This window comes from Micromonospora okii, assembly GCF_020884795.1.
GTDB classification, from domain to species: Bacteria; Actinomycetota; Actinomycetes; order Mycobacteriales; family Micromonosporaceae; genus Micromonospora; species Micromonospora okii.
In genome coordinates this window covers 657,337-681,272 of the sequence record NZ_BBZF01000013.1, presented here as the reverse complement: position 1 = coordinate 681,272, position 23,936 = coordinate 657,337, and the positions used below count along the sequence as shown (strand labels likewise).

The following is a 23,936-nucleotide window of genomic DNA, read 5'->3' as shown; positions in this document are numbered from 1 at the left end:
CAGGTGTCGACGCTGAAGGCGTCCGTCATCAGAGACGGCGGACAACCAGTCCGGGCTTGACGTCGGCGGCGGCCGACAGTTGCGCGATGTCCTCGGGGTCGCTGGTGAACACGATGCCGCCGCAGGCCAGGGCAACGTTGACCACGCAGGCGTCGACCACGTCACGCGTGCCGGCCTTGCCGCACAGGACGCCGGCCGCCTTCGCCAGCTCGACGCCGACCGGAACGATCTCGCAACTGTGCAGGAACCGGCCGAGCTGGACCTGGCGGCGAGAGTCGCGCCACGCCTGGCCCACCACGACGGAGGGAATGAGCAGGCGTCGCCCCTCCTCCACGGCCAAGTGGTGGATCGCCCACATCCGCCGGTCGTTTCCGTCGACCGCGAGCAGGACCCCGGCGTCGTAGACGTAGGGGATGCTCACGCTGCCACCTGCCCCCCGGCACCGAGGGCCTGAGCGTCGGCGGCGGCCATCTCCGCGCGCGCCGCCGCTATCTCCTCCACGGTGAAGGCGCCATGCTCGGCCTGCCACTCCGCGACGAGCCGGCGGCCGACCCGCCGGCGAAGTTCGCTTTCTGCCGCGTTGGCGACCAGCCTCGACAGCGGTACGCCGTCCTCGCGCGCCGCCGCGCCGAGCGCCTCGACCAGTTCCTCGGGGAGGGTAACGGTGACCTTCTTGGCAGCCATACATCCACCATACTCGGATATGGCGCTCGCGGTAGCGCGTTGAGCAGGGGGTGCTGCGCCGATGCGCCCCACCTACTGTCATCGATCATGAGGCGACGGTGCTGATTGGCCGCTTGGCCACCCCGAGTACGACCAGAGGAGTCGCACGATGCCCGAGGCTTTCCGGCCCGACTACCCGATTCTGACACCACGGCTGGCGCTACGACCGCACCGCGCGGACGACCTCGACGACCTGATCGACTTCCACGGCGATCCCGAGGTCGTGCGATTCACTCCGTGGCCCCGGCGCGACCGGGAGGCGACGAAAGCCGCGCTGACCGCGAAGCTGGACCGGGCGACCCTCACCGGGCCGGGCCAGCCGCTGGTGCTCGCCGTGGAGCTGCGAGAGACGAAGACCGTGATCGGAGAGGTGCTCCTGAAGTGGGCCAGCGCCGAGCACAGGCAAGGGGAGCTGGGCTTCGCCTTCGGGCGCGCGCACCAGCGCAGGGGGTACGCCGCCGAAGCCGCCGCAGAGATGCTGCGCCTGGGCTTCGAGGAGTTGGGCCTGCACCGCATCACCGCCGTGTGTATCGAGGAGAACGAGCCCTCGGCCCGGCTCCTGCGACGCCTGGGCTTCACCCAGGAGGCGCGACTGGTCGACAACGTCTGGTTCAAGGGTGGCTGGGCCAGCCAACTTCTCTTCGCGTTGACCGAGGACGACTGGCGGACGCCCGCGGCGACCAGCAGGGACCAGGAGGAGATCCACGCCCTCGTCCGCTGCTACTTCGACGCCTTCACCTCGGGTGCGGGAGTCGACGAGCGCATGGCGGCGCTGCGCGACGCGATGCTGCCCGGAGCCATCATCGTCCGAACGTGCGGGATGGATCCGGCGGTGTACGACGTCGACACGTTCATCGAGCCACGGCGAGCCATGCTCACCGACGGCACGCTGACCGACTTCCGGGAGGAGGCCCGGTCGGGCCGGCTGGACCTGTTCGGCGACATCGCGCAGTGGTTCGGGAGGTACGCCAAGGAAGGCCACATCAACGGTGCCCCCCTCGCCGGCGGCGGGATGAAATCGATGCAGTTCGTGCGTACCGCCGCCGGCTGGCGCATCAGCGCGGCCGTGTGGGACGACGACCGCCCGCAGCGATAGGAAGACCAGGGCCGTCACGAACACGCCCGCTGACCGACATCCGCCCTGGTGAGGGGGCGTTTCTTCTGCTCGGGGAGCGGAGGGTGTGGGATTCGAACCCACGAAGACATCGCTGCCTTACCGGTTTTCAAGACCAGCGCCATCGGCCACTAGGCGAACCCTCCCGGGCGCGGCCCCGAGGGGCTACGCGACCGTGCCTAGTCTGCCACGAACCGCGCACCGGGCGTGCCGGCGTCCCACCCCGGTGCCAGGATGGGCCCATGTGGGAGACCCCGGCGGTGGTGTTCGTCAGCGGGATCATGGCCGCCGGCAAGTCCACGGTGGCCGAGCTGCTGGCCCGGCGGCTGACCCGGGCGGTGCACCTGCGCGGCGACGTGTTCCGCCGGATGATCGTCTCGGGGCGCGCGGAGATGACCGGCGAGCCCTCGGACGAGGCATGGCGGCAACTGCGGCTCCGCTACGACCTGGCCGCCACGGTGGCGGACCGTTACGCCGCCGAGGGCTTCACCGTCGTACTCCAGGACGTGGTGCTCGGCGCGGAGCTGGCGGCGATGGTCGAGCGCATCCGGCACCGGCCGCTCGCGGTGGTGGTGCTCGCCCCGCGCGCCGACGTGGTCGCCGCCCGCGAGCGGGGCCGGCCCAAGCAGGGGTACGGCGGGTGGTCCGTCGCCGACCTGGACGCCGGGTTCCGGGCCGACACGCCCCGGATCGGGCTGTGGCTGGACAGCTCGGCGCAGACGCCGGACGAGACGGTGGACGAGATCGTGGCCAGGGCGTGGGCGGAGGGCCGGATCGGGTAAGACTGGGCCATGCGCGCGATCACGATCCCGGAGCCCGGCGGACCCGACGCACTCGTCTGGGCGGAGGTGCCCGACCCGGAGCCCGGCCCCGGCGAGGTGATCGTCGACGTGCGGGCCAGCGCGGTCAACCGGGCGGACCTGCTGCAACGGCAGGGGCACTATCCGCCCCCGCCGGGCGCGCCCGCGTACCCGGGACTGGAGTGCTCCGGGGTGGTCAGCGCGATCGGCCCCGACGTGACCGGCTGGGAGGTCGGCCGGGAGGTCTGCGCGCTGCTGGCCGGCGGCGGGTACGCCGAGCGGGTGGCCGTGCCCGCCGGGCAGTTGCTGCCGGTGCCGGAGGGCGTGGGCCTGGTCGACGCGGCGGCGCTGCCCGAGGTGGCCTGCACAGTCTGGTCGAACGTCGTCTCCCTCGCCGGCCTGGCGGAGGGCGACACGCTGCTGGTGCACGGCGGGGGCAGCGGGATCGGCACCTTCGCCGTCCAGCTCGGCACGGCGCTCGGCGCGACGGTCGTGGTGACCGCCCGGTCGGCGAAGCACGAGCGGCTGCGCGAGCTGGGGGCGGCGCACGCCATCGACTACCGGGAGCAGGACTTCGTGGAGGAGGTCCGGCGGGTCACCGACGGCCGGGGCGCGGACGTCATCCTCGACATCATGGGCGCGGCGTACCTGGGGCGGAACGTGGCGGCGCTGGCCACCGGCGGCCGGCTGGTGGTGATCGGCATGCAGGGCGGCCGGAAGGCGGAGCTGGACCTGGGCGCGCTGCTGGCGAAGCGGGCCTCGGTGGCGGCCACCGCGCTGCGCTCCCGGCCGCTGGCGGAGAAGGCGGCGATCGTGGCAGGCGTACGGGATCAGGTGTGGCCGCTGGTCGCGGCCGGCACGGTCCGCCCGATCGTCGACCAGCGGCTGCCGATGGCGGAGGCCGCCGAGGCGCACCGTCTGGTCGAGTCCAACGACCACTTCGGCAAGGTGCTGCTCACCGTCGGCTGACCGTGAGTCAGGCCGGCGGCAGCAGGAGGCGGGCGCCCGGGCCCTCGCCGGAGAGCTTGTCCTCCGGGTTGTAGAGGGTGCAGCGGCGCAGCGAGAGGCAGCCGCAGCCGATGCAGCCGTCCAGGTCGTCGCGGAGCTTGGCCATCAGCCGGATCTTCTCGTCGAGGCGGGCCCGCCAGGCGGTGGAGAGCTGGGCCCAGTCGTCGGCGGTGGGGGTGCGGGAGGCGGGCAGCGAGTCCAGGGCGTCCCGGATCTCCTCCAGCGAGATGCCGACCTGCTGGGAGATCCGGACGAACGCCACCCGACGCAGCTCGGTGCGCGCGTAGCGGCGCTGGTTGCCGCCGGTGCGCTCGGCCCGGATGAGGCCGAGCCGCTCGTAGTAGCGCAGCGCCGAGGAGGCGACACCGCTGCGCGCGGCGAGCTGGCCGATGGTCAGTGCTTCCTGCATCACGTCGCCCTTGAGTTGAAGTGGACTTCAAGTTGCAGGCTAGCGGCATGACCATCATGACCGCCAGCACGGCGACCCCCGGAGCCGACCCACCCTGTCGACCCCCGTCACTCCCCCCGCAGATCGCGGCCCTGCTGGAGCGCATCCGCGCCGGCCGCGAGTTCGGCCCGAACGTGTACTCGACCATCGACGTGCTCCGCGTCCTCTACGAGCGCGTCCTGCGGATCACCCCGGCGACCGTGGACGCCCCCGACCGGGACCGGTTCCTGCTCTCCAAGGGGCACGCCGTCGCCGGCTACTACGCCGTCCTCGCCGCCCGGGGCTTCGTGCCCGCCGACTGGCTCGACGACCACGGCGGCCCGGACAGCCGGCTCGGCGACCACCCGGACCGCGTGCTGGTCCCCGGCGTGGAGATCGGCTCCGGCTCGCTGGGCCACGGCCTCGGCCTGGGCGTGGGCACCGCACTGGGGCTGCGGGCCCAGGGGCTGACCACCCCCCGGGTGTACGTCCTGCTCGGCGACGCCGAACTGGACGAGGGCTCCAACCACGAGGCCATCGCGTACGCGGGCGCGATCGGCCTGCCGAACCTCACCGCCGTGGTGGTCGACAACGCCTCCGCCAGCCACGGCTGGGCGGGCGGGATCGCCGCCCGGTTCACCGTCAACGGGTGGAGCGCCGCGACCGTGGACGGGCGCGACCACGACGCCCTGCACGCCGCGCTCACCGGGCAGGACGGGACCCGGCCGCACGTCGTCGTCGCGGTCGTCGAGAACGGGGAGTGACCATGATGCGGGAAGCCTTCGTCGACACCACGACGGAACTGCTGGCCGAGCAGCCGCGCACCGCCCTGGTGCTCGCCGACATCTCGGCGGCGTCGTTCGCCCCGGCCGCCGGGCGGCACCCCGACCGGGTGCTCAACGTCGGCATCCGGGAGCAACTCATGCTCGGCGTGGCCGGCGGGCTCGCCCTGACCGGGCTGCGGCCGATCGTGCACAGCTACGCGCCGTTCCTCGTCGAGCGGGCGTACGAGCAGATCAAGCTGGACCTGGACCACCAGGGGGTGAGCGCGGTGCTGGTCGGCATCGGCGGCTCGTACGACCGGGCCGAGTCCGGGCGCACCCACCTCTCCCCCGCCGACGTCGCCCTGATCGACACCCTGGACGACCGCTGGACCGTGCACGTCCCCGGGCACGCCGACGAGGTGCCCGCCCTGCTGCGCGCGGCGGTCGACTCGGACGGCCCGGCGTACCTGCGGCTGTCGACCCTGGCCAACGACCGGGCGCGCGGCGGCGACGGCGCGCTGACGGTGGTGCGGGACGCCGGGCCGGGCGCGCCGCTGCTGGTGGCGGTCGGGCCGGTGCTGGACGCCGCGCTGGCGGCGGTCGCCGACCTGGGCGTCACGGTGGCGTACACGCACCGGCCCCGGCCGTTCGACGTGGCCGGGTTGCGGGCGCTCGCGGGCGCCGAGGTGATCCTGGTCGAGCCCTACCTGGCCGGGACCTCGGCCCGGGTGGTGGGCGACGCGCTGGCGGACCGGCCGCACCGCCTGCTGGCGCTCGGCGTCGGCCGCCGGGAACTGCGCCGGTACGGCTCCGCCGACGACCACACCCGGTGGCACGGACTGGACGCGGCGGGCCTGCGCCGGTCGGTCAGCGCCTTCCTCGCCCCCGGACGGGGCTGAGCGGGGTCAGTGGCGGGGGGTTTCCAGGGGACGGCGGCGGGTGCGCTCCCGGCCGAGGATCCAGATCGCCTCGACGCCGTCCTTCCAGGTGATCTTCTTGCCCTCCTCGCGCCCCCGGGCCCGGTAGCTGATCGGCACCTCGTACGGGCGGATGCGCCGGCGCAGCAGCTTGCCGGTCACCTCCGCCTCCATGCCGAAGCCGCGGGAGCGGATGTCGAGGGAGCGGTAGAGGGCGACCGGCATCAGCTTGAAGCAGGTCTCCAGGTCGCCGATGTACGAGTTGAACAGCACGTTCGCCGCCATCGTGACGCCCTTGTTGCCCATCACGTACCAGAAGCTGTAGGCGCTGTGGCTGCCGAAGGTGCGGTTGCCGTAGACGACCGTGGCGCGGCCGTCGAGCACGGGGTCGAGCAGGCGGGGGATGTCCTGCGGGTCGTACTCCAGGTCGGCGTCGAGGATGACCATGTACTCGCCCTCGGCGCTGTCGACCGCCGTCTTGATGGCCGCGCCCTTGCCCGCGTTGCGCTGGTGGGTGATCACCCGCAGCCGCGTGTCGTCGGCGCGGCCGAGGATCTCGCCGGTGCCGTCGCGGCTGCCGTCGTCGACGACGACCAGCTCCACCTCACACGGATAGTCGACGGCCAATGCCTGCTTGAGGGCGTCCGCGATGCGTTCTTCCTCGTTGTAGACCGGCATGAGGATCGAGAGCTTCACGGGAATCTCCACGGTGGCGGCAGACACGTCGGCCCTAGCGTAGCCTGGCAGGCCGGTCCAGCGCGTTCCCCACCGCCCGGCGGCGGGCGTGGCGCACTCAGCCCGATGGTGTTTACTTCCGCCATGTCGGCAGCCGGCTTCCTCCTCGTGGCGGCCCCGCCCGTCGCCGTCGCGGCTCTCACGGTGGCGCTGCGGCCCCGCCTGACGGACGTCGTCGCCCCGCTGCGCCTGGCCGTGGTCCGGGCCGCGCTGGTCACCGGCGCGTACGCGGTGCTGACGGTGGAGCTGCTCGGGGCGCTGCGCCTGTTGACCCTGCCCGCCTTCGCGGTCGCCTGGCTGCTCTTCGTTGCCGGCACGGTGGCCGCCGCCGGCTGGCGGCTGCGCCACGACCCCGCGCCGGCCGCCGGGCGTCCCGGGCCGACCGCCCCGTGGCGTACGGCGGGACGGGGCGAGCGGCTGCTGGCCGGCACGGTCGGCGCGCTGGTCGGGGTCGAGCTGCTGATCGCGCTGCTCGCCGAGCCCAACAACTTCGACTCGCAGACCTACCACCTGCCGAAGGTGGAGCACTGGGTGGCCCAGGGCGACCTGGACTTCTGGCCCACCGCGATCCACCGGCAGGTGACCATCCCGCCCGGGGCGGAGTACCTGCTGCTGCACCTGCGCCTGTTCACCGGCGGCGACGCGCTGCACAACCTCGTCCAGTGGGGGGCCGGCGTCCTCTGCCTGCTGGCCGCCGCCCGGATCACCGCCCAGCTCGGCGGCCGGCGGCGGGCCCAGTGGATCACCGCGTTCGTGCTCGGCACCACCCCGATGGTGGCGCTCCAGGCGACCAGCACCCAGACCGACCTGGTCTGCGCCGCCTGGGTGGCCTGCGTGGCGACGCTGGCGCTGGACGGGCTGCGTCGGCGCGCCGGGCTGGGCGCGCTGCTGCTGCTCGGGGCGGGCACCGGGCTGACCGCCGTGACGAAGACCAGCGGGCTGGTCGCGGTCGGCCCGCTGCTGGTGCTCTGGGGGATCGGCCAGCTCCGGCTGGCGCACCTCGGCGCTCCCTCGCGGGTCGACGGCGGCGACGGCGCGGGTAACGACGACGACGGCGGTGGCGGCGACGCTGGTGCTGGTCGCGGCGGCGACGGTGGTCGCGGGTTGCGGGCCGGGGACGTGGGCCGGACCGTGGCCGGTTCGGTGCTGGTGCTGCTGGCCGCCCTCGTGGTGGTCGGCCCGTTCCTGGCTCGGGTGCAGGCCGAGTTCGGGCACCCGCTGGGGCCGCCCCGGCTGCGCGAGTCCATCCCTATGGAGCGGCACGACCCGCCGTCGGTCCTGGTCAACGCGCTGCGGATCGGGCACACCGCGTTGGACACCCCGCTCGCGCCGCTGCGCGACGGCACGGCGGCGGCGATCATGGCGGGGGCCCGGCTCATCGGGGTGGACCCGCAGGACCGGGCGATCACGTTCGGCCGGGAGACCTTCCCCGTGCCGTCCTGGTATCCGGACGAGGACCGGGTGGCGTTCCCGCTGGCCGGCGCGCTGGCCCTGGTCGGGGCCGTGGTCGCGCTGCGGCGGCCGGCCCGGATCAGCCCGGCCTCGGCCGGCGCCCTGCGCGGGTACGCGGTCGTGGTGGTGACCGCCGTCGCGCTGCACACCGCCATGATCAAGTGGCAGCCGTGGGGGAACCGGCTCCTGCTCTACGCCCTGGTCCTGGCGGTGCCGCTGGCCGGGCTCTGGCTGGACGACCTCTTCCGCCGCCGGCTCCCGCCCCGGGGCCGCGACGGCGTCCCCGCCGCGCCCCTGCCGGGGCGGCGGCCGGTGGCGGTCGGGCTGGCGGTGACCGTGCTGGCCACCTGCGCGCTGTCCGGGGTGCTCGCCCTGTCGTACGGCTTCCCCCGCCGGCTGGTCGGTGCGGGCTCGGTCTTCACCACCTCGGAGTGGGACACCCGCTTCCTGCGCCGCCCCGGGTGGGCGGAGGAGTTCCGGTGGGCGGCCGACGCGGTGCGCGCCTCCGGCGCCCGACGGATCGGGCTGGTGCAGCAGAACGACAACTGGGAGTACCCCTGGTGGCTGCTGCTGCGCGACGCGGACGGCCGGGCGCCGGAACTGGTGGCGCTCCAGTCGGTGCTGCCGGACCGCCCGCCGGCCGACCCGGCCTCGACGGACGCGATCGTCTGCACCGGCACCCGCAGGCCCTGCGCCGGCCTCGTGCCGGTTGGCTGGACGCTCACCTGGCGCGGCTACGTCGGCTACGCCCTGCCCCCGGGCCGCTGACCCGGGGCGGGGCAGCCGCCTTGGCGGCCGATGGGTTCGGCGCGCGTTGACAAGGTGCCTTTCCTCGCATCGGGTGCGCGGCCGGTCAGTGCAGGACGACGGGCCGGGACGCGGCGGGGCGTAGGGCGGCGGCCGGCGCGTCGCCGATGGTGGCCACGACCCGCTCGCGGGGGGTGCGCAGCCGGGCGCGGAAGGCGTGGTGCAGCAGGGCGTCGAGCTGCCACACCTGCCTCGGGTGCTGGGTGCGGATCAGGAACCGCTCCCGCACGCCGTCGATGGCGGTGGCGGCCAACTCGATCACGGAGAGCCGGGCGTCGGTGCTCCAGGTGACGTCGCTCAGCTCGCGCAGCTCGGCGTTGAGGTGCAGACGCAACCGGTGCAGGACCCGGGTCTGCCGGGTGACCACGAGCCGCCGATGGGTCAGCAGCAGCAGATACTCACCGACCGGCCGCTCCGGTCGGCCGCACCGGGTGACCAGGACGATCGCCTCGCCCGCACCGACGCAGCGGCGGAAGACCGGCATGTGCCGGCTGACGGTCTGCGCCGCCAACCCGGTCTCGGCGACGGCCGGAAGGAACGTTCGGGAGAAGACGTCCATGCCCTGACCAACGACGACAACCCGCCACATGACATGGGCCACCGCCGATTCACAGAACTTCCACGCCGGGGACGACCACGCGCCGGCCCCGTGCCGACCGGCTGGACGCTCGCCCGGCGCGGCTACGTCGGCTACGCCCTGCCCCCGGGCCGCTGACCCCACCCCGCCCCCGGCTGCGGGGCGGGGCCAGCGGCCGGGCCGATGGGCGCTGCCGTCAGAAGAGGGTGTAGCCGCCGTCGATGACCACGATCGAACCGGTCATGAAGCTGGACGCGTCGCTGGCCAGGAAGACGGTCGCCGGGCCGAGTTCCTCGGGCAGCCCGTACCGCTTCATCGCCGCCGGCTCCACGCACCAGGGCTGGTACTCCGGCTGGTCGACCGGAGACGCCTCGGTGAGGATGTAGCCGGGGGCGAGCGCGTTCACCCGCACCCCGTGCGGCGCCCACTCGGCGGCGAGCGCCTTGGTGAGTTGGTGCACCGCCGCCTTGGACGCGAGGTAGGGGGCCTGCCAGCGCGGCCGGTTGACGATCATCGCCGACATCGAGCCGACGTTGACGATCGTGCCGGAGCCACGGGCGACCATCTGCCGGCCGACGGTCTGCGTGACGCGCCACACGCCGTTGAGGTTCACGTCGAGCACGGACTGCCACTGGTCGTCGGTCATCTCGACCGCGGTCGCACCGAAGCTGATCCCGGCATTGTTGATCAGCACGTCGATCGGGCCGAGTTCCTCGGTGATCCGGTCCACCGCCGCGGTCACCTGCTCCGGCCGGGTGACGTCCGCGTCGAGCGCCATCGCCCGTACGCCGAGGGACTTCAGGTGGGCCAGCGCCTGCTCGGCCCGGTCGGGCTCCCGCGCGGTGATGGCGACGTCCGCCCCGGCCTCGGCGAGCGCGACGGCGAGCGCGGCGCCGATGCCCCGGCTACCGCCGGTCACCAGCGCCACCTTGTTGTCGAGCCGGAACGTGTCCAGGACACCCATGGGTATCTCCTCGTGTAGTCAGACAGCCAGTTGAAGCGAGTGGGAAAGAACCAGGCCGGCCCCGCCGAGCAGGGTCGCGCGGTCCTGGAGTTCGGAGAAGGCGATGCGCGGCTCCCCGCCGGGATGCGGCGGCAGCGCGGCGCGGACGTTGCGCTCGATGGCGCTCCGGAACGCCTCGCCGCCGAAGACCACGTCGCCGTGCAGAATGAACAGGCCCGGCGCGAGGATCTGTTGCAGGTTCGCGATGCCGAGAGCGAGGTTGTACGCGTAGTTCTCGAACAGCTCGTCCGCCCCCGGGTGCCCCTTCGCCGCGAGACGGGCCAGCGTGCCGGTGGTCATGGTGCGGGCCGCGGGCAGCCCGAGCCGCCCCGCCTCAGCGCGCAGCCACCGATGGGTGGCGATGGTCTCCCAGCACCCGCGTCGGCCGCACCGGCACTGCTGCCCGCCGGCCTGCACGATGGTGTGCCCGATCTCGCCGCCGGAGCCCTTCGGCCCACGGTGGATGGCGCCGTCCAGCACCATGCCGACACCGATCGCCTCGCCCGTGTAGATCGACGCGAACGAGGAGACGCCACGCCCCTGGCCGAACCAGCGGTCCCCCAACGCCTGGGCCCGGGGGTGCAGGTCCAGGAAGACCGGCAGCCCGATCCGGTCCGACACCAGCGGGCCCAGCGGCAGCCCGGCCAGCCCGGGGGCCAGGTTGATGGCGACTATGCTGCCCACGTCGGTGTCGACCATGCCGCCGACGGCGATACCGACGCCGACCAGATCGTCGCGCTCCTTCGGCAGCACCGCGTCCAGCGCCCTGATCACCGCGTCCACCACGCTGCCGGCGTCCCGCGTCCGCGCCGGGAACTGCTCCTGCGCGGTGGCCAGCACGTTGCCGCCCGCGCTGACCAGCGCCGCGTCGATGCGTCCGGGGCGGAGGTGCACCGACCCGATCGGCCAACTGGTCGGGGAGAAGAACAGCGGGCGGGCCGGCTTGCCGCCGCCGGGGGCGACCGGCGCGGGGTCCCGCTCGACCAGCAGCCCCCGTTCGAGCAGCGGCAACACGATGGCGCCGATGGTGGCCCGGGTGGCACCGGTGAGCCGGGCCAGATCGGCCCGGGACAGCGGACCGATGTCGTAGAGCGCCTGTAGCACCCGGGCGCGGTTGGCCTCGACCGCCATCGCGGGTGACACCAGGGTCGGCGCCGGCCGGTTCGCCCCCGCCTCCCCCAGTGTCATCGGGACAGCCATCGCCAGGCCCAGGTCATCGTGGCGCGCAGCGGCCGACCGGGACCGACGGTGGTGGGGTTCGGCAGGTTCAGCGAGTTGGGCGGCCCGGTCCACGGCTCGACGCACACACCCTCCTCCTCCATGTCGTAGAGCACCCAGTATGGACACTCCGATCGCACTTCCAACTCCAGCAGACCGGGCCAGCGCAGCACCGGCGGCGCGGCCAGGTCCACGAAGCAGTAGTCCCACGGGCGGGGCACCGGGGGCACCAGCCGACCGTCGGGCACCCGGTCCGCCGCATCGGCGTACATCAGCGCCGGCGCGACGTCCAACTCCACCTCCGCCGACCGGGTCCCGTCCGGCCCCACCAGGTGACGGTTGAACCACGGGTGCCAACCGACGTCGACCGGCATCCGCTGCTCGGAGTGGACCTCGATGGCGAACTCGAACCGGTCCGGGTGCAGGGTCGCGGTCTGGATCACGCGACCCGGCCAGGGCCACGGCGGGGCGAGGTCGATGCTGAGCCGCCCATCGCCCTCGACCCGCCAGGCGCGATCGGTGACCAGCCCGTGCAGCGCGTGCGGCGCGCCGTTGATCGGGAGTCTGTGCTCCTCCCCGTCGAAGGTCAGCAGCCCGTTGCGGAGCCGGCCGACCCACGGGGCCAGCACGAAGCTGCCCCAGTGGAAGATGTCCGCGCCGTGCGGCACCAGCAGCTCGTGCCCGGCGATGGTGAACGAGGCGAGCCGACCGCCCTGGTCCGGGTCGAGGACGGCGGTGCATTCGCCGGCCGCGAGATGAATGAGTTCCGTCACCAGGTCACCCGTCAGCCCTTCGCCACGAGGGAGGTGATCTCGTCGATGTCGGCCGTCTCCCTGTCGAACTCCCCCATCACCCGACCACGGGCCAGCACCAGCACCCGGTCCGCGACGGAGAGGGCCTGCTGCAGGTTGTGCATGATCAGAATGACCGCCTGGCCGGCGTCCCGGGCCGCCCGGACCTGGTCGAGCACCTGTTGGGTCTGCCGCACCGCCAGCGCCGCGGTCGGCTCGTCCAGGATCAGGCAGCGGGAGCCGTACGCGATGGCGCGGGCGATGGCCACGGCCTGCTTCTGACCGCCGGACAGGGTGGCCGCCGGGTCGTTGAGCCGACGCCGGATGTTGACGCCGAGGGTGGTCAGGGCCTCTGCGGTGATCTGGTCCGCGCGCCGGCTGTCGAAGATCCGGAACGGCCCGAATCCCTTGGTCGGCTCGTTGCCGAGCACCATGTTGCGGGAGATCGACATCAGGTCGCAGACGGCGAGATCCTGGAAGACCGTGGAGATGCCACGGGCGCGGGCGTCCTGGGCGCTTCGCAGCACCACCGGCTTCCCGTCCACCTCGACCGTGCCCGAGGTGGGCCGGTGCACGCCGGAGAGCACCTTGATGAGCGTGCTCTTGCCGGCACCGTTGTCCCCCAGCAGGGCCAGCACCTGCCCGGCGTACGCCGAGAGGTTGACCTCGCGCAGCGCGACGACCGACTGGAACTGCATGGTCACGTTACGCAGCGCCATGACCGGTGGAGTTGTCATCGGGCCCCCTCCTCCTTTGGTTCCGGGTCGACCGTCGGCCGCTCCGGGGTCATCACGAAGCGCTTCAGGATGAACCGGTTGAACAGCACGGCGGCCAGCACCACGACGCCGACGAAGATGTTCACCCAGTAGCCCTGGAGCCCGACCAGGAGCAGCCCGGCGCTGACCATGGCGTACATGAACGCGCCGAGGACGGTCCCGAGGACGCTGCCGTAGCCGCCGGTGAGCAGGGTCCCGCCGATGACGGCGACGGCGATCGTGATCAGCTCCCAGCCCACGCCCCGGTTGGCGTCGATGGAGAAGTACTGCACCGCCATGATGACCCCGGCGACCGCCGCGGTGAAGCCGGAGATCGTGAAGAGTCCGATCGTGGTGCGGGCGACCGGCACGCCGAGGTTCCGCGCGCTGTTGCCGTTCTGCCCGATCGCGAAGGTCCAGTTCCCCACCTTGGTGCGGAGCAGGAACACCGTCGCCAGCACCGCCAGCACGAGGAACCACAGCAGCGACATGCGGTAGCCGAACAGCTTCGGGCCGGCGAGCACGTTGGCGTACGTCTCGGGGAAGCGGACCACCACCGGGAAGCCACTCGTCTGCATGGTGAGCACGCCCCGGAACACCAGCGCGGTGGCGAGCGTGACGATGAACGAGGGCAGGCCGGTGGTCACCTGGATGATCCCGTTCACCGCGCCCAGCGCCGCCCCGAAGGCGAGCGCGCAGACGATGGTCAGGATCGGCGGGAGGCCCAACTCGTTGCCGAAGAAGTACATCGCCCAGCCGGTGAGCCCCACGATGGTGCCGACGGAGAGGTCGAAGTGGCCGCCGATCATGAGGATGGTGACCCCGATGGCCACGATTCCGTACTGCGCCGCGAGGCCGGTCATGTTGACGCCGTTGGCGTGCGACAGGAACAGGTCGGGCACGAGCACCGTGAAGCAGACGAAGGTCACCAGAAGGCCGCCCAGGGAGGCGAGCTCGGGTCGCTGCAGGATGCGGTTCAGTAGTCGCACCGGCTGGTGGGCGCCCCGCTTGACGGTCGGGGTGCCCACGGTCAGCGGTGTTCGGCTCTCAGACTTGGTTACCACGGTCCGCTCCCTGCCTCAGCGGACGCCGGCGTCGACGAGACCGGCGACCGAGTCGGCGTTGGCCTTGTCCACGATCGCCGGGCCGGTGAGGAAGTAGTTCGACTGCACGAGCCGGTACCGGACGTAGTGCACCAGCTCCAGCACCGACATGTAGCCGCGCCACCAGCCCTGCTGGTCCATCGTGAAGTCGAGGTCGCCCTTCTGGATCATGGCGACGATGTCGGGGCTGACGTCGAAGCCGGCGGTCTGCACCGGTCGGCCGACGGCCTTCTTCGCCGCCACGATGCCCGCGGTGGCCGGCTGACCGGTTGCCACCATCGCGTCCACGTCCGGGTGGGCACGCAGGTAGGACTCGGTGATGGTGGCGGTCTTGCCCGGGTCCGGCTCGCCGGCCACGTGGGCGTAGGCGACACCGGCCTGCTTGGCCACGTCGGAGACGCCCTGGCAGCGCTGGGTCTGGGTGCCGTCGCCGACGCCCTCCTGCACGCAGATGATGGACTTCGCCCCCTTGCCGACGAAGCGTTGCGCCGCTGCGGAGCCCGCGGCGTACTCGTCCGCGCCGACGCGCGAGACGTAGACGTCGTCCTCTGCCCGCAGCGGCTGGTCCTTGACCGGCGGGGCCGGGTTGAACGCCACCGCGACGCCCTGCGCCGTCGCCTGCTTGGCGACCGCGTCGAGGTCGCCGATACCCAGCAGGAGGATGCCGTCCGGCTTCGTGGCGACCGCCTCCTGGATCTTCTGGGTGTAGGAGGCGAGGTCGACGCTCGCCGGGTACACGTACTTGACGTCGACGCCGAGGTCCTTGCCGGCCTGCTGGGCGCCGTTGTTGAGGACGCGGAAGAAGCCGCTGCTCGGGTCGGCCAGCCCGGCCACGTAGATGGTGAGCCGCTTGCCCTTGGTCAGGTCACCGGGGTACGCGCTCCCGTCGCCCCCGGTGGCCGAGTCGCTGCCCTGACAGCCGGCGAGAAGTACAGCGGTCGCGGCGAGCACCGCCACCGCTGTCGTCCTGATTCTCATCGTCAAGCCTTCCCATGCACCGAGGTTTGGTCGAGATTCGTACATTCTTAGCCCACGCCCGGGGAGTGGTCAAGACCACGTTCGCCCGATGTTTGCACTGCTCAAGTGGGGTGACGAGATGCGAACTCTCCGTCAGGAGGCACCGACAACTCCGGGGCTTTGGCGGATGATTGTCCGATCGATGAACAAACCTGATCCGAACGAGACAGCCAGCCGGGTGCCGGGAAGGCAGCGGGAGGGACCGGCGCGGCGGCACACCGGGTAGCACCGGGTGGCGTCAGCGGGCGTCGATCAGATCGCCCGGAGCAGCTCGGTGAACGCGGCGGCGGCCATCGGCCCGCCGCTGTCGACCGCCGTCCGGCGAGGGACGGCGGGGCGTGTCGGGATCAGCCGGTCAGCGCAGAACGACGGGTGGGAGGAACGTTCGGGAGAAGACGTCCATGCCCTGCCCGACGACGGCAACCCGTCACCGGAGATGGGTCGGGGCCGATTTATCAGGCTTCTGCGGCGGGGGCTGCCACGGGCCGGCGGGCGGCCGACGCCTCGCGGCGTTCCAGCAGCAGGTCGGCTGCGGCGGCCACCCCGCCGGCCTCCCGCATCCGCCGGCTCCACTCCTGCGAACGCTGCCGGAAGCCCTCCTCGACCAGCAGCCGCCGGAGCTTCCCGACCACCTCGTCGACGTCGAGCGTGTCGCCGCGCTCGACGGCCAGCGCCACCCCGGCGTCGACCGCCCGCGCCGCGCCGTCGGGGCAGTCGAGCCAGAACGGCATCACCAGTTGCGGGGTGGCGAAGTGGACGGCCTCGTGGACGGCGTTGGCCGCCCCGTGGTTGAAGAACACCCGCACGTGCGGGTGGGCCAGCACCCGCAGTTGCGACGGCAGCCACGCCGCCACCCGCAGGTTCCCCGGCAGCTCCGACGGGAGCAGGCCCCGCTGCCCGGCGGGGAGCTTCCACAGCACGGCGTGCTCGGGGGCGAGCCGCTCGGCGACCGCCACGATCGCCTCCACCTGGCCCCGGGTCGGCCGCATGATGGTGCCGAACCCCACGTACACCACCGAGGGGTGGTCGTCGAGCCACCGGTCGAGCCCGTCGTCGCCCTCGGTGGGCGGCAGTTCCCTCGGCACCGCCGGGCCGAGCATCCGCAGCTTCTCCGGCGCGGCCGGGAAGGGGTACTCGAAACCGAAGACGGTGTACGCCATGAGCGCCTCGGCGGCCTCGACGTACGCGGCCGGACGCATGTCGGGGTTGTGCAGCCCGGCCGCCTTGCGGGCCGCCACGGCGGGCAGGTCGCGTGCCAGCCGGTCCGGCCGTGTCAGCTCGCGCAGCAGCCGGTGGCGGAAGCCGCCGTTGGCCACCTGCTGCCGGGGCGTCATCCGCACGGGCAGCCCGGAGAACGGAACGGGGTAGCGGGGCGGGAGCTGGTCCTGGAAGAAGTTGGACGGCGGCAGCGAGATGCTGACCACGAAGGGCACGCCCCGGGTCTGCGCCGCGTCCATCGCGTAGGTGGCGAAGCTGTCCGCCACGACCAGGGCGGGCCGCACCTCGTCGATGATCTCCAGGCAGCGCTCGTGCATCCGGCGGAGGTGGTCGTAGTCGGTGCAGTGGTCGACGTACCGGGCGACGGTCTCCGCCGGGTCGCCGGTGGTGAGGGAGCGGTACGTCGCGTCGTCCCAGCGCTGGGGCGACGACTGCGGCGGGGCCGCGCCCAGGGAGGCGAAGGAGACCTCCCCCGGGCCGGGCAGCCCCTCGACGTCCGGCCGCCGCTCCTGCGCCGAGGCGAACCAGACGTGACGCACGCCCCGGGCCTTCAGCTCGCCCACCACGCCGAGCAGCGGGTTGAACGGCCCGGCGCTGCTGTCCGCGACGACCAGCACCGGGCGGTCGTCGTCAGTCGCGGTCATCGCCACAGTTCCCTCGCTCTTCCCGCCTGTCGGCGCCCGGGCGGCAGCCCGGGGACCCCGCGCCGAAACGATGCAGGGATCGATCAAGCTACCGGACCACGACCGCCGTGACGCCCCCTCCGCGACGGTTCTGGGGTCGCCGACCCTTAGAGCGTGTCGGGCTCGAACAGCTCGGCGAGCCAGCCGGGCACCGCCGCGACGTACTCCTCGCGGGCCGGGTCCGGGGTGGACAGCGCGCGACGCCAGGCCAGCGCCCGGCTGACCTTCGTCACGGTGATCGCGAGGCCGGCCGCCTCCCGCAGGTCCGCCGGGTCGTGCCGCCCGGTCCAGGCGTCGAGGTACGCGTCGCGCAGCCGCGCCAGCGCCGGGTCGCCCGCCGGCAGCCCGAAGGAGTCCGCCACCGAGTTCAGCGTCACCAGCAGCGTGCCGAACGGGTGGGCGACCGAGGCGTCCCCCCAGTCGAAGAGGCGGTGGTCGGCCGCGAGGACGTTGCCGTCGTGCAGGTCGTCGTGCTGCACGCTGGCCGGTACGCCGAACGAGGCGAGCCGGCCGCAGCGCTCGGCGAACTCCGGCAGGAAGTCGCGCAGCCGCTCGTGGGTGCCGGCGCTCAGGCCACCCGGCGCGTCGAGGCGCACGGCCTCCCGGTCGTCGAGCAGCTCGGCGAGCCGGCCGGGCAGCGCCTCGGGCCGGTGGTCGGGCACGCCGAGGGCCAGCAGCTCGCCGGCCCGGGGCGCGGCGGCGAGCTGAAGGGCGGCGTACCCGGTGAGGACGCGTTCCCAGACGGCCAGGTCGCGCCCCCCGGCGAACGCCTCGCGCAGGGTCTTCCCGCCGTCGGGCAGCAGCGCCCAGCCCCGCGCGGCGTCCACCGCCAGCGGGTCGGGCACCCGGCCGGGGGCGATGCGGGCCAGCGCGCCCAGCAGGGCCGGCTCGTACCGGGTGCCCGCGCTGTTGGCCTTGAACCAGTACGGGCCGGCGTCGGTGGGCACCCGCCAGACGAGCGACCAGGGCCGGACCCTCGGCTCGACAGGGCCGGTGATCCGGCGGCCGGCGTGGGCGAGATGCCCGGCGACCCAGTCGTGGGCCCGGTCCCGCCAGCGCGGGTCGGACCAGTCGGCGGGCGGCGTCGAGGAGTCGGTCACGACTGGCAGGCTAGGGAGCCGCCCCCTGCGCCGGCGACCGGTTTTCGGCCCGTCGCCGGGCGGCGGGCCCTCCGCCCGGTGGGCGTCGCTCAGAGCAGCTCGACGACGGTGGCGTTGGCCATGCCGCCGCCCTCGCACATGGTCTGGAGGCCGTAGCGGATGTCGTTGTCCCGCATGTGCTGGAGCATCGTGGTCATGATCCGGGCCCCGGACGCGCCGAGCGGGTGCCCCAGGGCGATCGCCCCGCCGCGCGGGTTCAGCCGCTCCGGGTCCGCCTCCGTCTCGGCCAGCCAGGCCAGCGGCACCGGGGCGAACGCCTCGTTCACCTCGTACACGCCGATCTCCTCGATGCCCAGCCCCGCCCGGCGCAGGGCCTTCGCGGTGGCCGGGATGGGGGCGGTGAGCATGGCGACCGGGTCGTCGGCGGCGACCACGGCGGTGTGCACCCGGGCCAGCGGGCGCAGGCCGTGCCGGCTGGCCCACTCGGAGGTGGTGACCGCGAGCGCGGCGGCGCCGTCGGAGATCTGGGACGCCGAGCCGGCCGTGACCACGCCGTCGGCGCGGAACGGGGTCTTCAGCTCGCCGAGCTTCTCGATCGTGGTGTCGCGGCGGATGCCCTCGTCGGCGGCGAGCGTGCCGCCGTCGGGCAGGGGCACCGGGGCCAGCTCCGGGTCGAACGCCCCGGCGTCCTGCGCGGCGGCGGCCCTGGCGTGGCTGGCGAGGGCGTACTCGTCGAGCTGGGCGCGGGAGAAGCGCCAGCGGGCGGCGATCAGCTCCGCGCCGACGCCCTGGTTGAACGGCAGCGGCGCGTCCTCGGCGAACCCCTCGACGCCCCGGTAGCGGTCGCGGATCAGCTCGCTGAACGGCACGCCGTCGCCGACGCTGGAGCCCATCGGCACCCGGGTCATCGACTCGACGCCGCCGGCCACCACCAGGTCGGCCTGGCCGGAGACGACGGTGGCGGCGGCGAAGTGCAACGCCTGCTGGCTGGAGCCGCACTGCCGGTCCAGGGTGGTGCCGGGCACCGACTCGGGCCAACCGGCGGCGAGGACCGCGTTGCGGGCGATGTTCCAGGACTGCTCGCCGACCTGGGACACGCAACCCCAGATCACGTCGTCGACCTGGGCGGGGTCGAGCCCGGTGCGCTCGGCGAGGGCGCGCAGCACGTGCGCCGAGAGGTCGACGGGGTGGACGGCGGCCAGGCTGCCCCTGCGCCGCCCGACCGGGGTCCGTACCGCACCGACGATGACCGCGTCACTCATGTTTACTCCCCGGTAACCTGGCTGCCTGCGATCGTACGTCCTCGCCGCCCGGCCGTCGCCCCCGGCGCGCGGCGGCGGGCTGCCGCCGGGGTCGGGGCAGGGGCATGCTGTACGGATGCGGCCAGAACCGAGCCCTGCGGAGTCGTCCCCCGGCGAGCGGCGGTGGCGCGTGCCGCCGGTCGTGCCGGCCCTCAAGCTCGTCGGCGCGGCGGCGCTGGTCGGCCTGGGCCTCCTGCTCGCCGACGGCGACCGGGTGCGGCTGGCGCTCGCCGTGCTGGTGGCCGCCGGGCTGGCCGGCTGGGCGCTGCGGGACCTGTTGGCGCCGGTGCGGCTCGCGGTCGACCCGGCGGGGGTCACCGTGGCCCACGGGTTCGCCGGCCGGCGGCGGCTCGACTGGGCCGCCGTCGAGGCGATCACCGTCGACCGGCGGTCCCGGCTCGGCCTGGCCAGCGAGCTGCTGGAGATCGACGCGGGCGAGTCGCTGCACCTGTTCGGCCGGTACGACCTGGGCGCGCCGCCCGACGAGGTGGCCGACGCGCTGCGCGCGGCCCGCCCGCGCGGGTGGGAGCCCCGGGTCAGCCGGTGAGCGCCGCCGTGCGGACGATCGCGAGGCCGAGCAGCGCCACGAGCAGGACCACGGTGCCGGCGGACTGGAACAGGGTGCGCCGCGACCGGGGGGCGTACGCCAGCACGAGGGCCATCAGCGCGCCGGTCAGCAGGCCGCCGAGGTGGCCCGGGATGGAGATGCCCGGGACGGTCAGGGTGAAGACCAGGTTGATCACCAGGATCGGGAGGACGGAGGAGATGTCCCGCCCCATCTTGCGTTCGATGACGATCAGCGCGGCGAACAGGCCGAAGATCGACGTGGACGCGCCGGCCGTGGTGGCGTTCTCGGCGCTGAACAGGTACGCGGCGACGTTCCCGCCGAAGCCGGCGACCAGGTAGAGGGCGGCGAAGCGCGCCGGCCCGAGGTTGGCCTCCAGCGACCGGCCGAGCACCCAGAGCGCCCACATGTTCAGCAGCAGGTGCACCACGCCGTAGTGCAGGAACATCGCGGTGACCAGGCGGTACCACTCGCCCTGCGCGATGCCGTGCACGCTGCCGTCGGGGAAGAGGGCCTGGCCGAGCACCGAGCCCCAGTCGGTGAGCGGGGTGCTGCCGCCCATCAGGCCGCCGAAGCCGGAGCCGCCGGCCGCCGCGTCCCCGCCCCGGTCGGAGGCGATGGACAGCAGCATGAGCAGCACGTTGAACGCGATGAGCGCCTTGGTGACGTAGCCGTGGCGGCCGACGGTACCGCCGCCGAAGGCGGTACGCGCCGGCCGTACGCCACGGCGCCCCTCGTCCACGCACTCCGGGCACTGGTGCCCGACCGAGGCGTCCCGCATGCAGTCCGGGCAGATCGGCCGGTCGCAGCGGGTGCAGCGGACGTACGTCTCCCGGCCGGGGTGCCGGTAGCAGACCGGGGTGGTCGGCGGGGACTCACTCACGGCCGGTGCCTCCGGGTGCCGCGGGGCGCTCAGTCATGCGTGCAAAGGTACCTCGCGGAGCCGGTCAGGCCGGGGTGCGCTCGATCTCGACGCGCTCGATGACGACGTCCTGGAGGGGACGGTCGCTCGGGCCGGTCGGGGTGTTGGCGATCGCGTCGACGACCTTCGCCGACGCCTCGTCGGCCACCTGACCGAAGATGGTGTGCCGGTTGTTCAGGTGCGGGGTCGGCCCGACGGTGATGAAGAACTGCGACCCGTTGGTGCCCGGCCCGGCGTTCGCCATGGCGAGCAGGTACGGCCGGTCGAAGCGCAGCTCGGGGTGAAACTCGTCACCGAAGGTGTAGCCGGGGCCGCCGCGACCGGTGCCGGTCGGGTCGCCCATCTGGACCATGAAGCCGCTGATGACGCGGTGCGAGATCGTGCCGTCGTAGTACGGCCCGTTGCCCGGCTGGCCGGTGCGCGGGTCGGTGTATTCCTTGTTGCCCTCGGCCAGGTCGACGAAGTTGCGGACCGTCTTCGGCGCGTGGTTGGGAAACAGCTCCAGCCGGATCGGACCGGCGTTGGTGTGCAGGGTGGCGTAGACAGCCTCGGCCACGGGTACTCCTCACTCGTTGGTCAGTTCCATGCGGATCCTCCCATGTGCCCGATCTGGCAGTGCGGAGGCATCCGAAGGTGGAGGATGACGGAGGAACAACTCCCAGGAGGTGGGACCGTGTTTGGAATCGGGCGGCGAAAGACCCAGGGGCAGCTCGCCAAGGTGGAGCTGAACCAGAGCATCGGCCACCTGAGGCAGGCCGCGACGTACGCGGCGAAGGGTGCCGGGGCCGCGGTGGGCCCGCGGGTCCAGGCGGCCAGGGGTGCCGTCGCGCCGACCGCCCTCGTGGTGCGGGACCGCGCGTCCAGCGGTCTCGCCTCGACGGCCGCGGCCCTCGCGCCGCTGGCCCTGGCCGTGCGCAACGCCCAGGTCGAGGCGGCCGGCAAGGCCGTCGCGGGACGTAAGGCCGCCGCCGCGAAGCAGGCCGCGGTGAGCAAGAAGGTCAGGGCGAAGAACCTGAAGGCGAAGAAGCGGAAGAAGTCGTCGGCCGGGATGATGGCCGGCCTGCTGGCCGCCGGCACGGTCGCCGGCCTGGCCGGCGCGATGGCGGTGCGTCGCCGCCGCGAGCAGCAGGAGTGGACCGAGTACGACCCGACCCGCGCCATCGAGCCGACCCGCGACGAGGTGGACACCATCGTCGTGGAGACCCCGTCGAGGAACGGAGCGAAGATGACCGACCCGTCCACGAACGCAGCCCGGACGACCGACGCGTCCACGATGTCCAGCGACTCGCCGGTGGCGGGCGGCCCGACCGGGGCCGGCAGCTCGGCGGTGGCCGGCGGCGACAGCGCCTCCACCACCAGGCCCGGCACCCAGCCGGTGATCCACCCGAACGACAAGGTCCCCTCGGTCGCCGAGGGTGCCCGGGACGTCTCGGGCCGCCCGGCCGACGACCTCAGCAAGGCGCTCGGCAACGGCGACGCCGCGAAGTCCGGCCGTCGCTGACCCTCGCACCGTCGCCCGCGGCGCGGAGACGACCCACCCCGGTCGTCTCCGCGCCGCGGGCGTTCCCGGTCCGCGCGTCCGGGCCCGCGTAGCACCCGGGCCGGACGCCGGGCGGGCCCGCGCACCCGGGCCGGATGCCTCGCCGACCCGCGCCGGCCGGGTCAGAGCCAGCCGTTGCGGCGGAACCAGCGGTACAGGGCCAGCGAGCTCGCCAGCATCAGGGCGAGCACCACCGGATAGCCGTACGTCATCTTCAGCTCGGGCATGTTCTCGAAGTTCATGCCGTAGATGCCGGCGATGGCGGTCCACACGGCGGCGATGGCGGCCCACGCGGCGATCTTGCGCATGTCGTTGTTCTGGTCGACGGTGACCTGGGCCAGCCGCGCCTGGAGGATCGAGTTGAGCAGGTCGTCGTAGGAGTTGACCTGCTCGACGGTGCGGCTGAGGTGGTCCTGCACGTCGCGGAAGTAGCGCCGCACCTCGTGCGGGACGTCCCGGTTGGCCTGGGTGGTCAGGGTCAGCAGCGGCCGTTGCAGCGGGGCCACCGCCCGCTTGAACTCGACCAGCTCCCGCTTCATCTGGTAGATCCGCTGGATGCGCCCGCTGCCCTGCGGGTCGAACACGTCGGCCTCCAGGACGTCCAGGTCGTCCTCCAGCCGGTCGGCCACCTCCAGGTAGAGGTCGACCACCCGGTCGGTGACCGCGTACGCGACCGCCCAGGGGCCGTGCGCGAGCAGCTCGTGCCGGGCCTCCAGGTCGGCGCGGACCGGGGCGAGCCGGCAGGCGTCCCCGTGCCGGACGCTGATCACGAAGTTCGGGCCGATGAAGAGCATCACCTGCCCGGTCTCGACGACCTCCGAGTTCTCGGTCAGCTCGTCGTGCTCGCAGTACCGGGCGGTGCGCAGCGCCAGGAAGCTGACCTCGCCGAAGCGCTCCAGCTTGGGGCGCTGCCGGGCCTTGACCGCATCCTCGACGGCCAGCTCGTGCAGGCCGAAGGTCTCGGCGATGTCCGACATCTCGGCCAGCGCGGGCTCGTGCAGGCCGATCCAGACGAAGCCGCGCTCGCGGCGGGCGGCGGCCAGCGCCTCGGCGTAGTGCCACTCGCCGGGCCGCCGCCTCCCGTCGACGTAGAGCCCGCAGTCCATCACCGCGCTGCGGCCCGGGGAACCGGGGGGCGCGGGAGCGGGCTGGGTGCCGTCGGCGTTGAGGATGCGGGTCATCGCCCGCACCGACGCCCAGGCCCGAGGCTTGATCACCCGTCCGCCGGTGGGCGACGCGGCCCGGCTCCCCTGCGCCTGGTCCGACATGGCGACCCCCTCTCCCCCACGCTGCCGCGACCGCCTCAGCCGTCGCGGGTAGCAGGGTACGCCCGCCGGGCGCGACCCGGTCGGCGTCGGCCGCCGCCCGGCTGGCCGGGGCGGAGGTGGTGCCGGGT

At 73.5% G+C, this 23,936-nt stretch carries 25 protein-coding genes and 1 tRNA gene; 8 read left to right on the top strand and 18 right to left on the bottom strand.

The window, feature by feature from the left end:
• Nucleotides 1–28: 28 nt before the first annotated feature.
• Nucleotides 29–421: a type II toxin-antitoxin system VapC family toxin gene (locus LPU43_RS06225; RefSeq protein ID WP_229399246.1), complete on the bottom strand. Its 393-nt coding sequence runs from the start codon at nt 419–421 to the stop codon at nt 29–31.
• On the bottom strand, nt 418–684 hold the full coding sequence (locus LPU43_RS06220) for a ribbon-helix-helix domain-containing protein (RefSeq protein ID WP_229399245.1): 267 nt from the start codon (nt 682–684) through the stop codon (nt 418–420). Before LPU43_RS06220 ends, LPU43_RS06225 begins: the two co-directional genes overlap by 4 nt.
• Nucleotides 685–832: 148 nt before the next feature.
• Here LPU43_RS06220 and LPU43_RS06215 point away from each other — a divergent pair, with 148 nt between their 5' ends.
• Nucleotides 833–1,819 (top strand): GNAT family N-acetyltransferase, encoded by a 987-nt coding sequence (locus LPU43_RS06215; protein ID WP_229399244.1) that lies wholly within the window; start codon nt 833–835, stop codon nt 1,817–1,819.
• A 77-nt stretch (nt 1,820–1,896) separates the two neighbouring features.
• On the opposite strand, the gene LPU43_RS06210 is transcribed toward LPU43_RS06215, so the two are convergent.
• Nucleotides 1,897–1,983: transfer RNA gene (locus LPU43_RS06210), tRNA-Ser, on the bottom strand.
• A 96-nt stretch (nt 1,984–2,079) separates the two neighbouring features.
• Between LPU43_RS06210 and LPU43_RS06205 the strand changes: the two genes are divergently transcribed.
• Nucleotides 2,080–2,619, top strand: a complete 540-nt coding sequence (locus LPU43_RS06205; protein ID WP_229399243.1) for an AAA family ATPase — start codon at nt 2,080–2,082, stop codon at nt 2,617–2,619.
• A 9-nt stretch (nt 2,620–2,628) separates the two neighbouring features.
• Nucleotides 2,629–3,606 carry an NAD(P)H-quinone oxidoreductase gene (locus tag LPU43_RS06200; protein ID WP_229399242.1) on the top strand — a complete coding sequence of 326 codons (978 nt, stop codon included), beginning with the start codon at nt 2,629–2,631 and terminating at the stop codon, nt 3,604–3,606.
• Nucleotides 3,607–3,613: 7 nt separating this feature from the next.
• Here LPU43_RS06200 and soxR read toward each other — a convergent pair whose 3' ends face one another.
• Complete coding sequence (gene soxR, locus LPU43_RS06195; RefSeq protein WP_229399241.1) at nt 3,614–4,054, bottom strand: redox-sensitive transcriptional activator SoxR; 441 nt, start codon at nt 4,052–4,054, stop codon at nt 3,614–3,616.
• 56 nt (nt 4,055–4,110) lie between these two features.
• Between soxR and LPU43_RS06190 the strand changes: the two genes are divergently transcribed.
• Both LPU43_RS06190 and LPU43_RS06185 read left to right on the top strand, forming a co-directional pair.
• Nucleotides 4,111–4,836 (top strand): thiamine pyrophosphate-binding protein, encoded by a 726-nt coding sequence (locus LPU43_RS06190; RefSeq protein WP_229399347.1) that lies wholly within the window; start codon nt 4,111–4,113, stop codon nt 4,834–4,836.
• 5 nt (nt 4,837–4,841) lie between these two features.
• Nucleotides 4,842–5,735, top strand: coding sequence for a transketolase family protein (locus tag LPU43_RS06185; protein ID WP_229399346.1), 894 nt, complete (start codon nt 4,842–4,844; stop codon nt 5,733–5,735).
• Nucleotides 5,736–5,741: 6 nt separating this feature from the next.
• Here the strand turns inward: LPU43_RS06185 and LPU43_RS06180 are convergent, their stop codons facing one another.
• Entirely contained in the window at nt 5,742–6,449 is a 708-nt protein-coding gene (locus tag LPU43_RS06180; protein ID WP_229399345.1) for a glycosyltransferase family 2 protein, read from the bottom strand.
• Between the two features lie 123 nt (nt 6,450–6,572).
• On the opposite strand from LPU43_RS06180, the gene LPU43_RS06175 reads away from it, so the two are divergent.
• On the top strand, nt 6,573–8,708 hold the full coding sequence (locus LPU43_RS06175; protein WP_229399240.1) for a hypothetical protein: 2,136 nt from the start codon (nt 6,573–6,575) through the stop codon (nt 8,706–8,708).
• Nucleotides 8,709–8,793: 85 nt separating this feature from the next.
• Here the strand turns inward: LPU43_RS06175 and LPU43_RS06170 are convergent, their stop codons facing one another.
• The 10 genes from LPU43_RS06170 to LPU43_RS06125 form a co-directional block, all read right to left on the bottom strand.
• A complete protein-coding gene (locus LPU43_RS06170; protein WP_229399239.1) occupies nt 8,794–9,306 on the bottom strand; it encodes a hypothetical protein in 513 nt (170 codons plus the stop codon).
• 214 nt (nt 9,307–9,520) lie between these two features.
• Entirely contained in the window at nt 9,521–10,288 is a 768-nt protein-coding gene (locus LPU43_RS06165) for an SDR family NAD(P)-dependent oxidoreductase (RefSeq protein WP_229399238.1), read from the bottom strand.
• Between the two features lie 18 nt (nt 10,289–10,306).
• Nucleotides 10,307–11,515, bottom strand: coding sequence for an ROK family protein (locus LPU43_RS06160; protein ID WP_229399237.1), 1,209 nt, complete (start codon nt 11,513–11,515; stop codon nt 10,307–10,309).
• Nucleotides 11,512–12,318 carry an aldose 1-epimerase gene (locus LPU43_RS06155; protein WP_229399236.1) on the bottom strand — a complete coding sequence of 269 codons (807 nt, stop codon included), beginning with the start codon at nt 12,316–12,318 and terminating at the stop codon, nt 11,512–11,514. The genes LPU43_RS06160 and LPU43_RS06155 overlap by 4 nt, the downstream gene beginning before the upstream one ends.
• A gap of 11 nt (nt 12,319–12,329) precedes the next feature.
• A complete protein-coding gene (locus LPU43_RS06150) occupies nt 12,330–13,073 on the bottom strand; it encodes an ATP-binding cassette domain-containing protein (protein WP_229399235.1) in 744 nt (247 codons plus the stop codon).
• A complete protein-coding gene (locus tag LPU43_RS06145) occupies nt 13,070–14,155 on the bottom strand; it encodes an ABC transporter permease (RefSeq protein WP_229399234.1) in 1,086 nt (361 codons plus the stop codon). The genes LPU43_RS06150 and LPU43_RS06145 overlap by 4 nt, the downstream gene beginning before the upstream one ends.
• Nucleotides 14,156–14,170: 15 nt before the next feature.
• Nucleotides 14,171–15,172, bottom strand: a complete 1,002-nt coding sequence (locus LPU43_RS06140) for a substrate-binding domain-containing protein (RefSeq protein WP_229399233.1) — start codon at nt 15,170–15,172, stop codon at nt 14,171–14,173.
• 494 nt (nt 15,173–15,666) lie between these two features.
• A complete protein-coding gene (locus tag LPU43_RS06135; RefSeq protein WP_229399232.1) occupies nt 15,667–17,073 on the bottom strand; it encodes a glycosyltransferase in 1,407 nt (468 codons plus the stop codon).
• A 146-nt stretch (nt 17,074–17,219) separates the two neighbouring features.
• On the bottom strand, nt 17,220–18,212 hold the full coding sequence (locus LPU43_RS06130; protein ID WP_229399231.1) for a phosphotransferase: 993 nt from the start codon (nt 18,210–18,212) through the stop codon (nt 17,220–17,222).
• 89 nt (nt 18,213–18,301) lie between these two features.
• Entirely contained in the window at nt 18,302–19,474 is a 1,173-nt protein-coding gene (locus LPU43_RS06125) for a thiolase family protein (RefSeq protein WP_229399230.1), read from the bottom strand.
• 115 nt (nt 19,475–19,589) lie between these two features.
• Here LPU43_RS06125 and LPU43_RS06120 point away from each other — a divergent pair, with 115 nt between their 5' ends.
• Nucleotides 19,590–20,060, top strand: a complete 471-nt coding sequence (locus tag LPU43_RS06120) for a PH domain-containing protein (RefSeq protein ID WP_229399229.1) — start codon at nt 19,590–19,592, stop codon at nt 20,058–20,060.
• Here the strand turns inward: LPU43_RS06120 and LPU43_RS06115 are convergent.
• Nucleotides 20,050–20,961 carry a rhomboid family intramembrane serine protease gene (locus LPU43_RS06115; RefSeq protein WP_229399228.1) on the bottom strand — a complete coding sequence of 304 codons (912 nt, stop codon included), beginning with the start codon at nt 20,959–20,961 and terminating at the stop codon, nt 20,050–20,052. The two genes, LPU43_RS06120 and LPU43_RS06115, sit on opposite strands and share 11 nt — an antisense overlap.
• A gap of 64 nt (nt 20,962–21,025) precedes the next feature.
• Nucleotides 21,026–21,556: a peptidylprolyl isomerase gene (locus LPU43_RS06110; RefSeq protein WP_229399227.1), complete on the bottom strand. Its 531-nt coding sequence runs from the start codon at nt 21,554–21,556 to the stop codon at nt 21,026–21,028.
• An 84-nt stretch (nt 21,557–21,640) separates the two neighbouring features.
• Here LPU43_RS06110 and LPU43_RS06105 point away from each other — a divergent pair, with 84 nt between their 5' ends.
• Nucleotides 21,641–22,501 (top strand): hypothetical protein, encoded by an 861-nt coding sequence (locus tag LPU43_RS06105; RefSeq protein WP_229399226.1) that lies wholly within the window; start codon nt 21,641–21,643, stop codon nt 22,499–22,501.
• A 161-nt stretch (nt 22,502–22,662) separates the two neighbouring features.
• Here LPU43_RS06105 and corA read toward each other — a convergent pair whose 3' ends face one another.
• The gene (gene corA / locus LPU43_RS06100) at nt 22,663–23,721 is read right to left on the bottom strand and encodes a magnesium/cobalt transporter CorA (RefSeq protein WP_373321661.1); all 1,059 of its coding nucleotides are present in this window, start codon (nt 23,719–23,721) and stop codon (nt 22,663–22,665) included.
• Nucleotides 23,722–23,936: the final 215 nt, after the last annotated feature.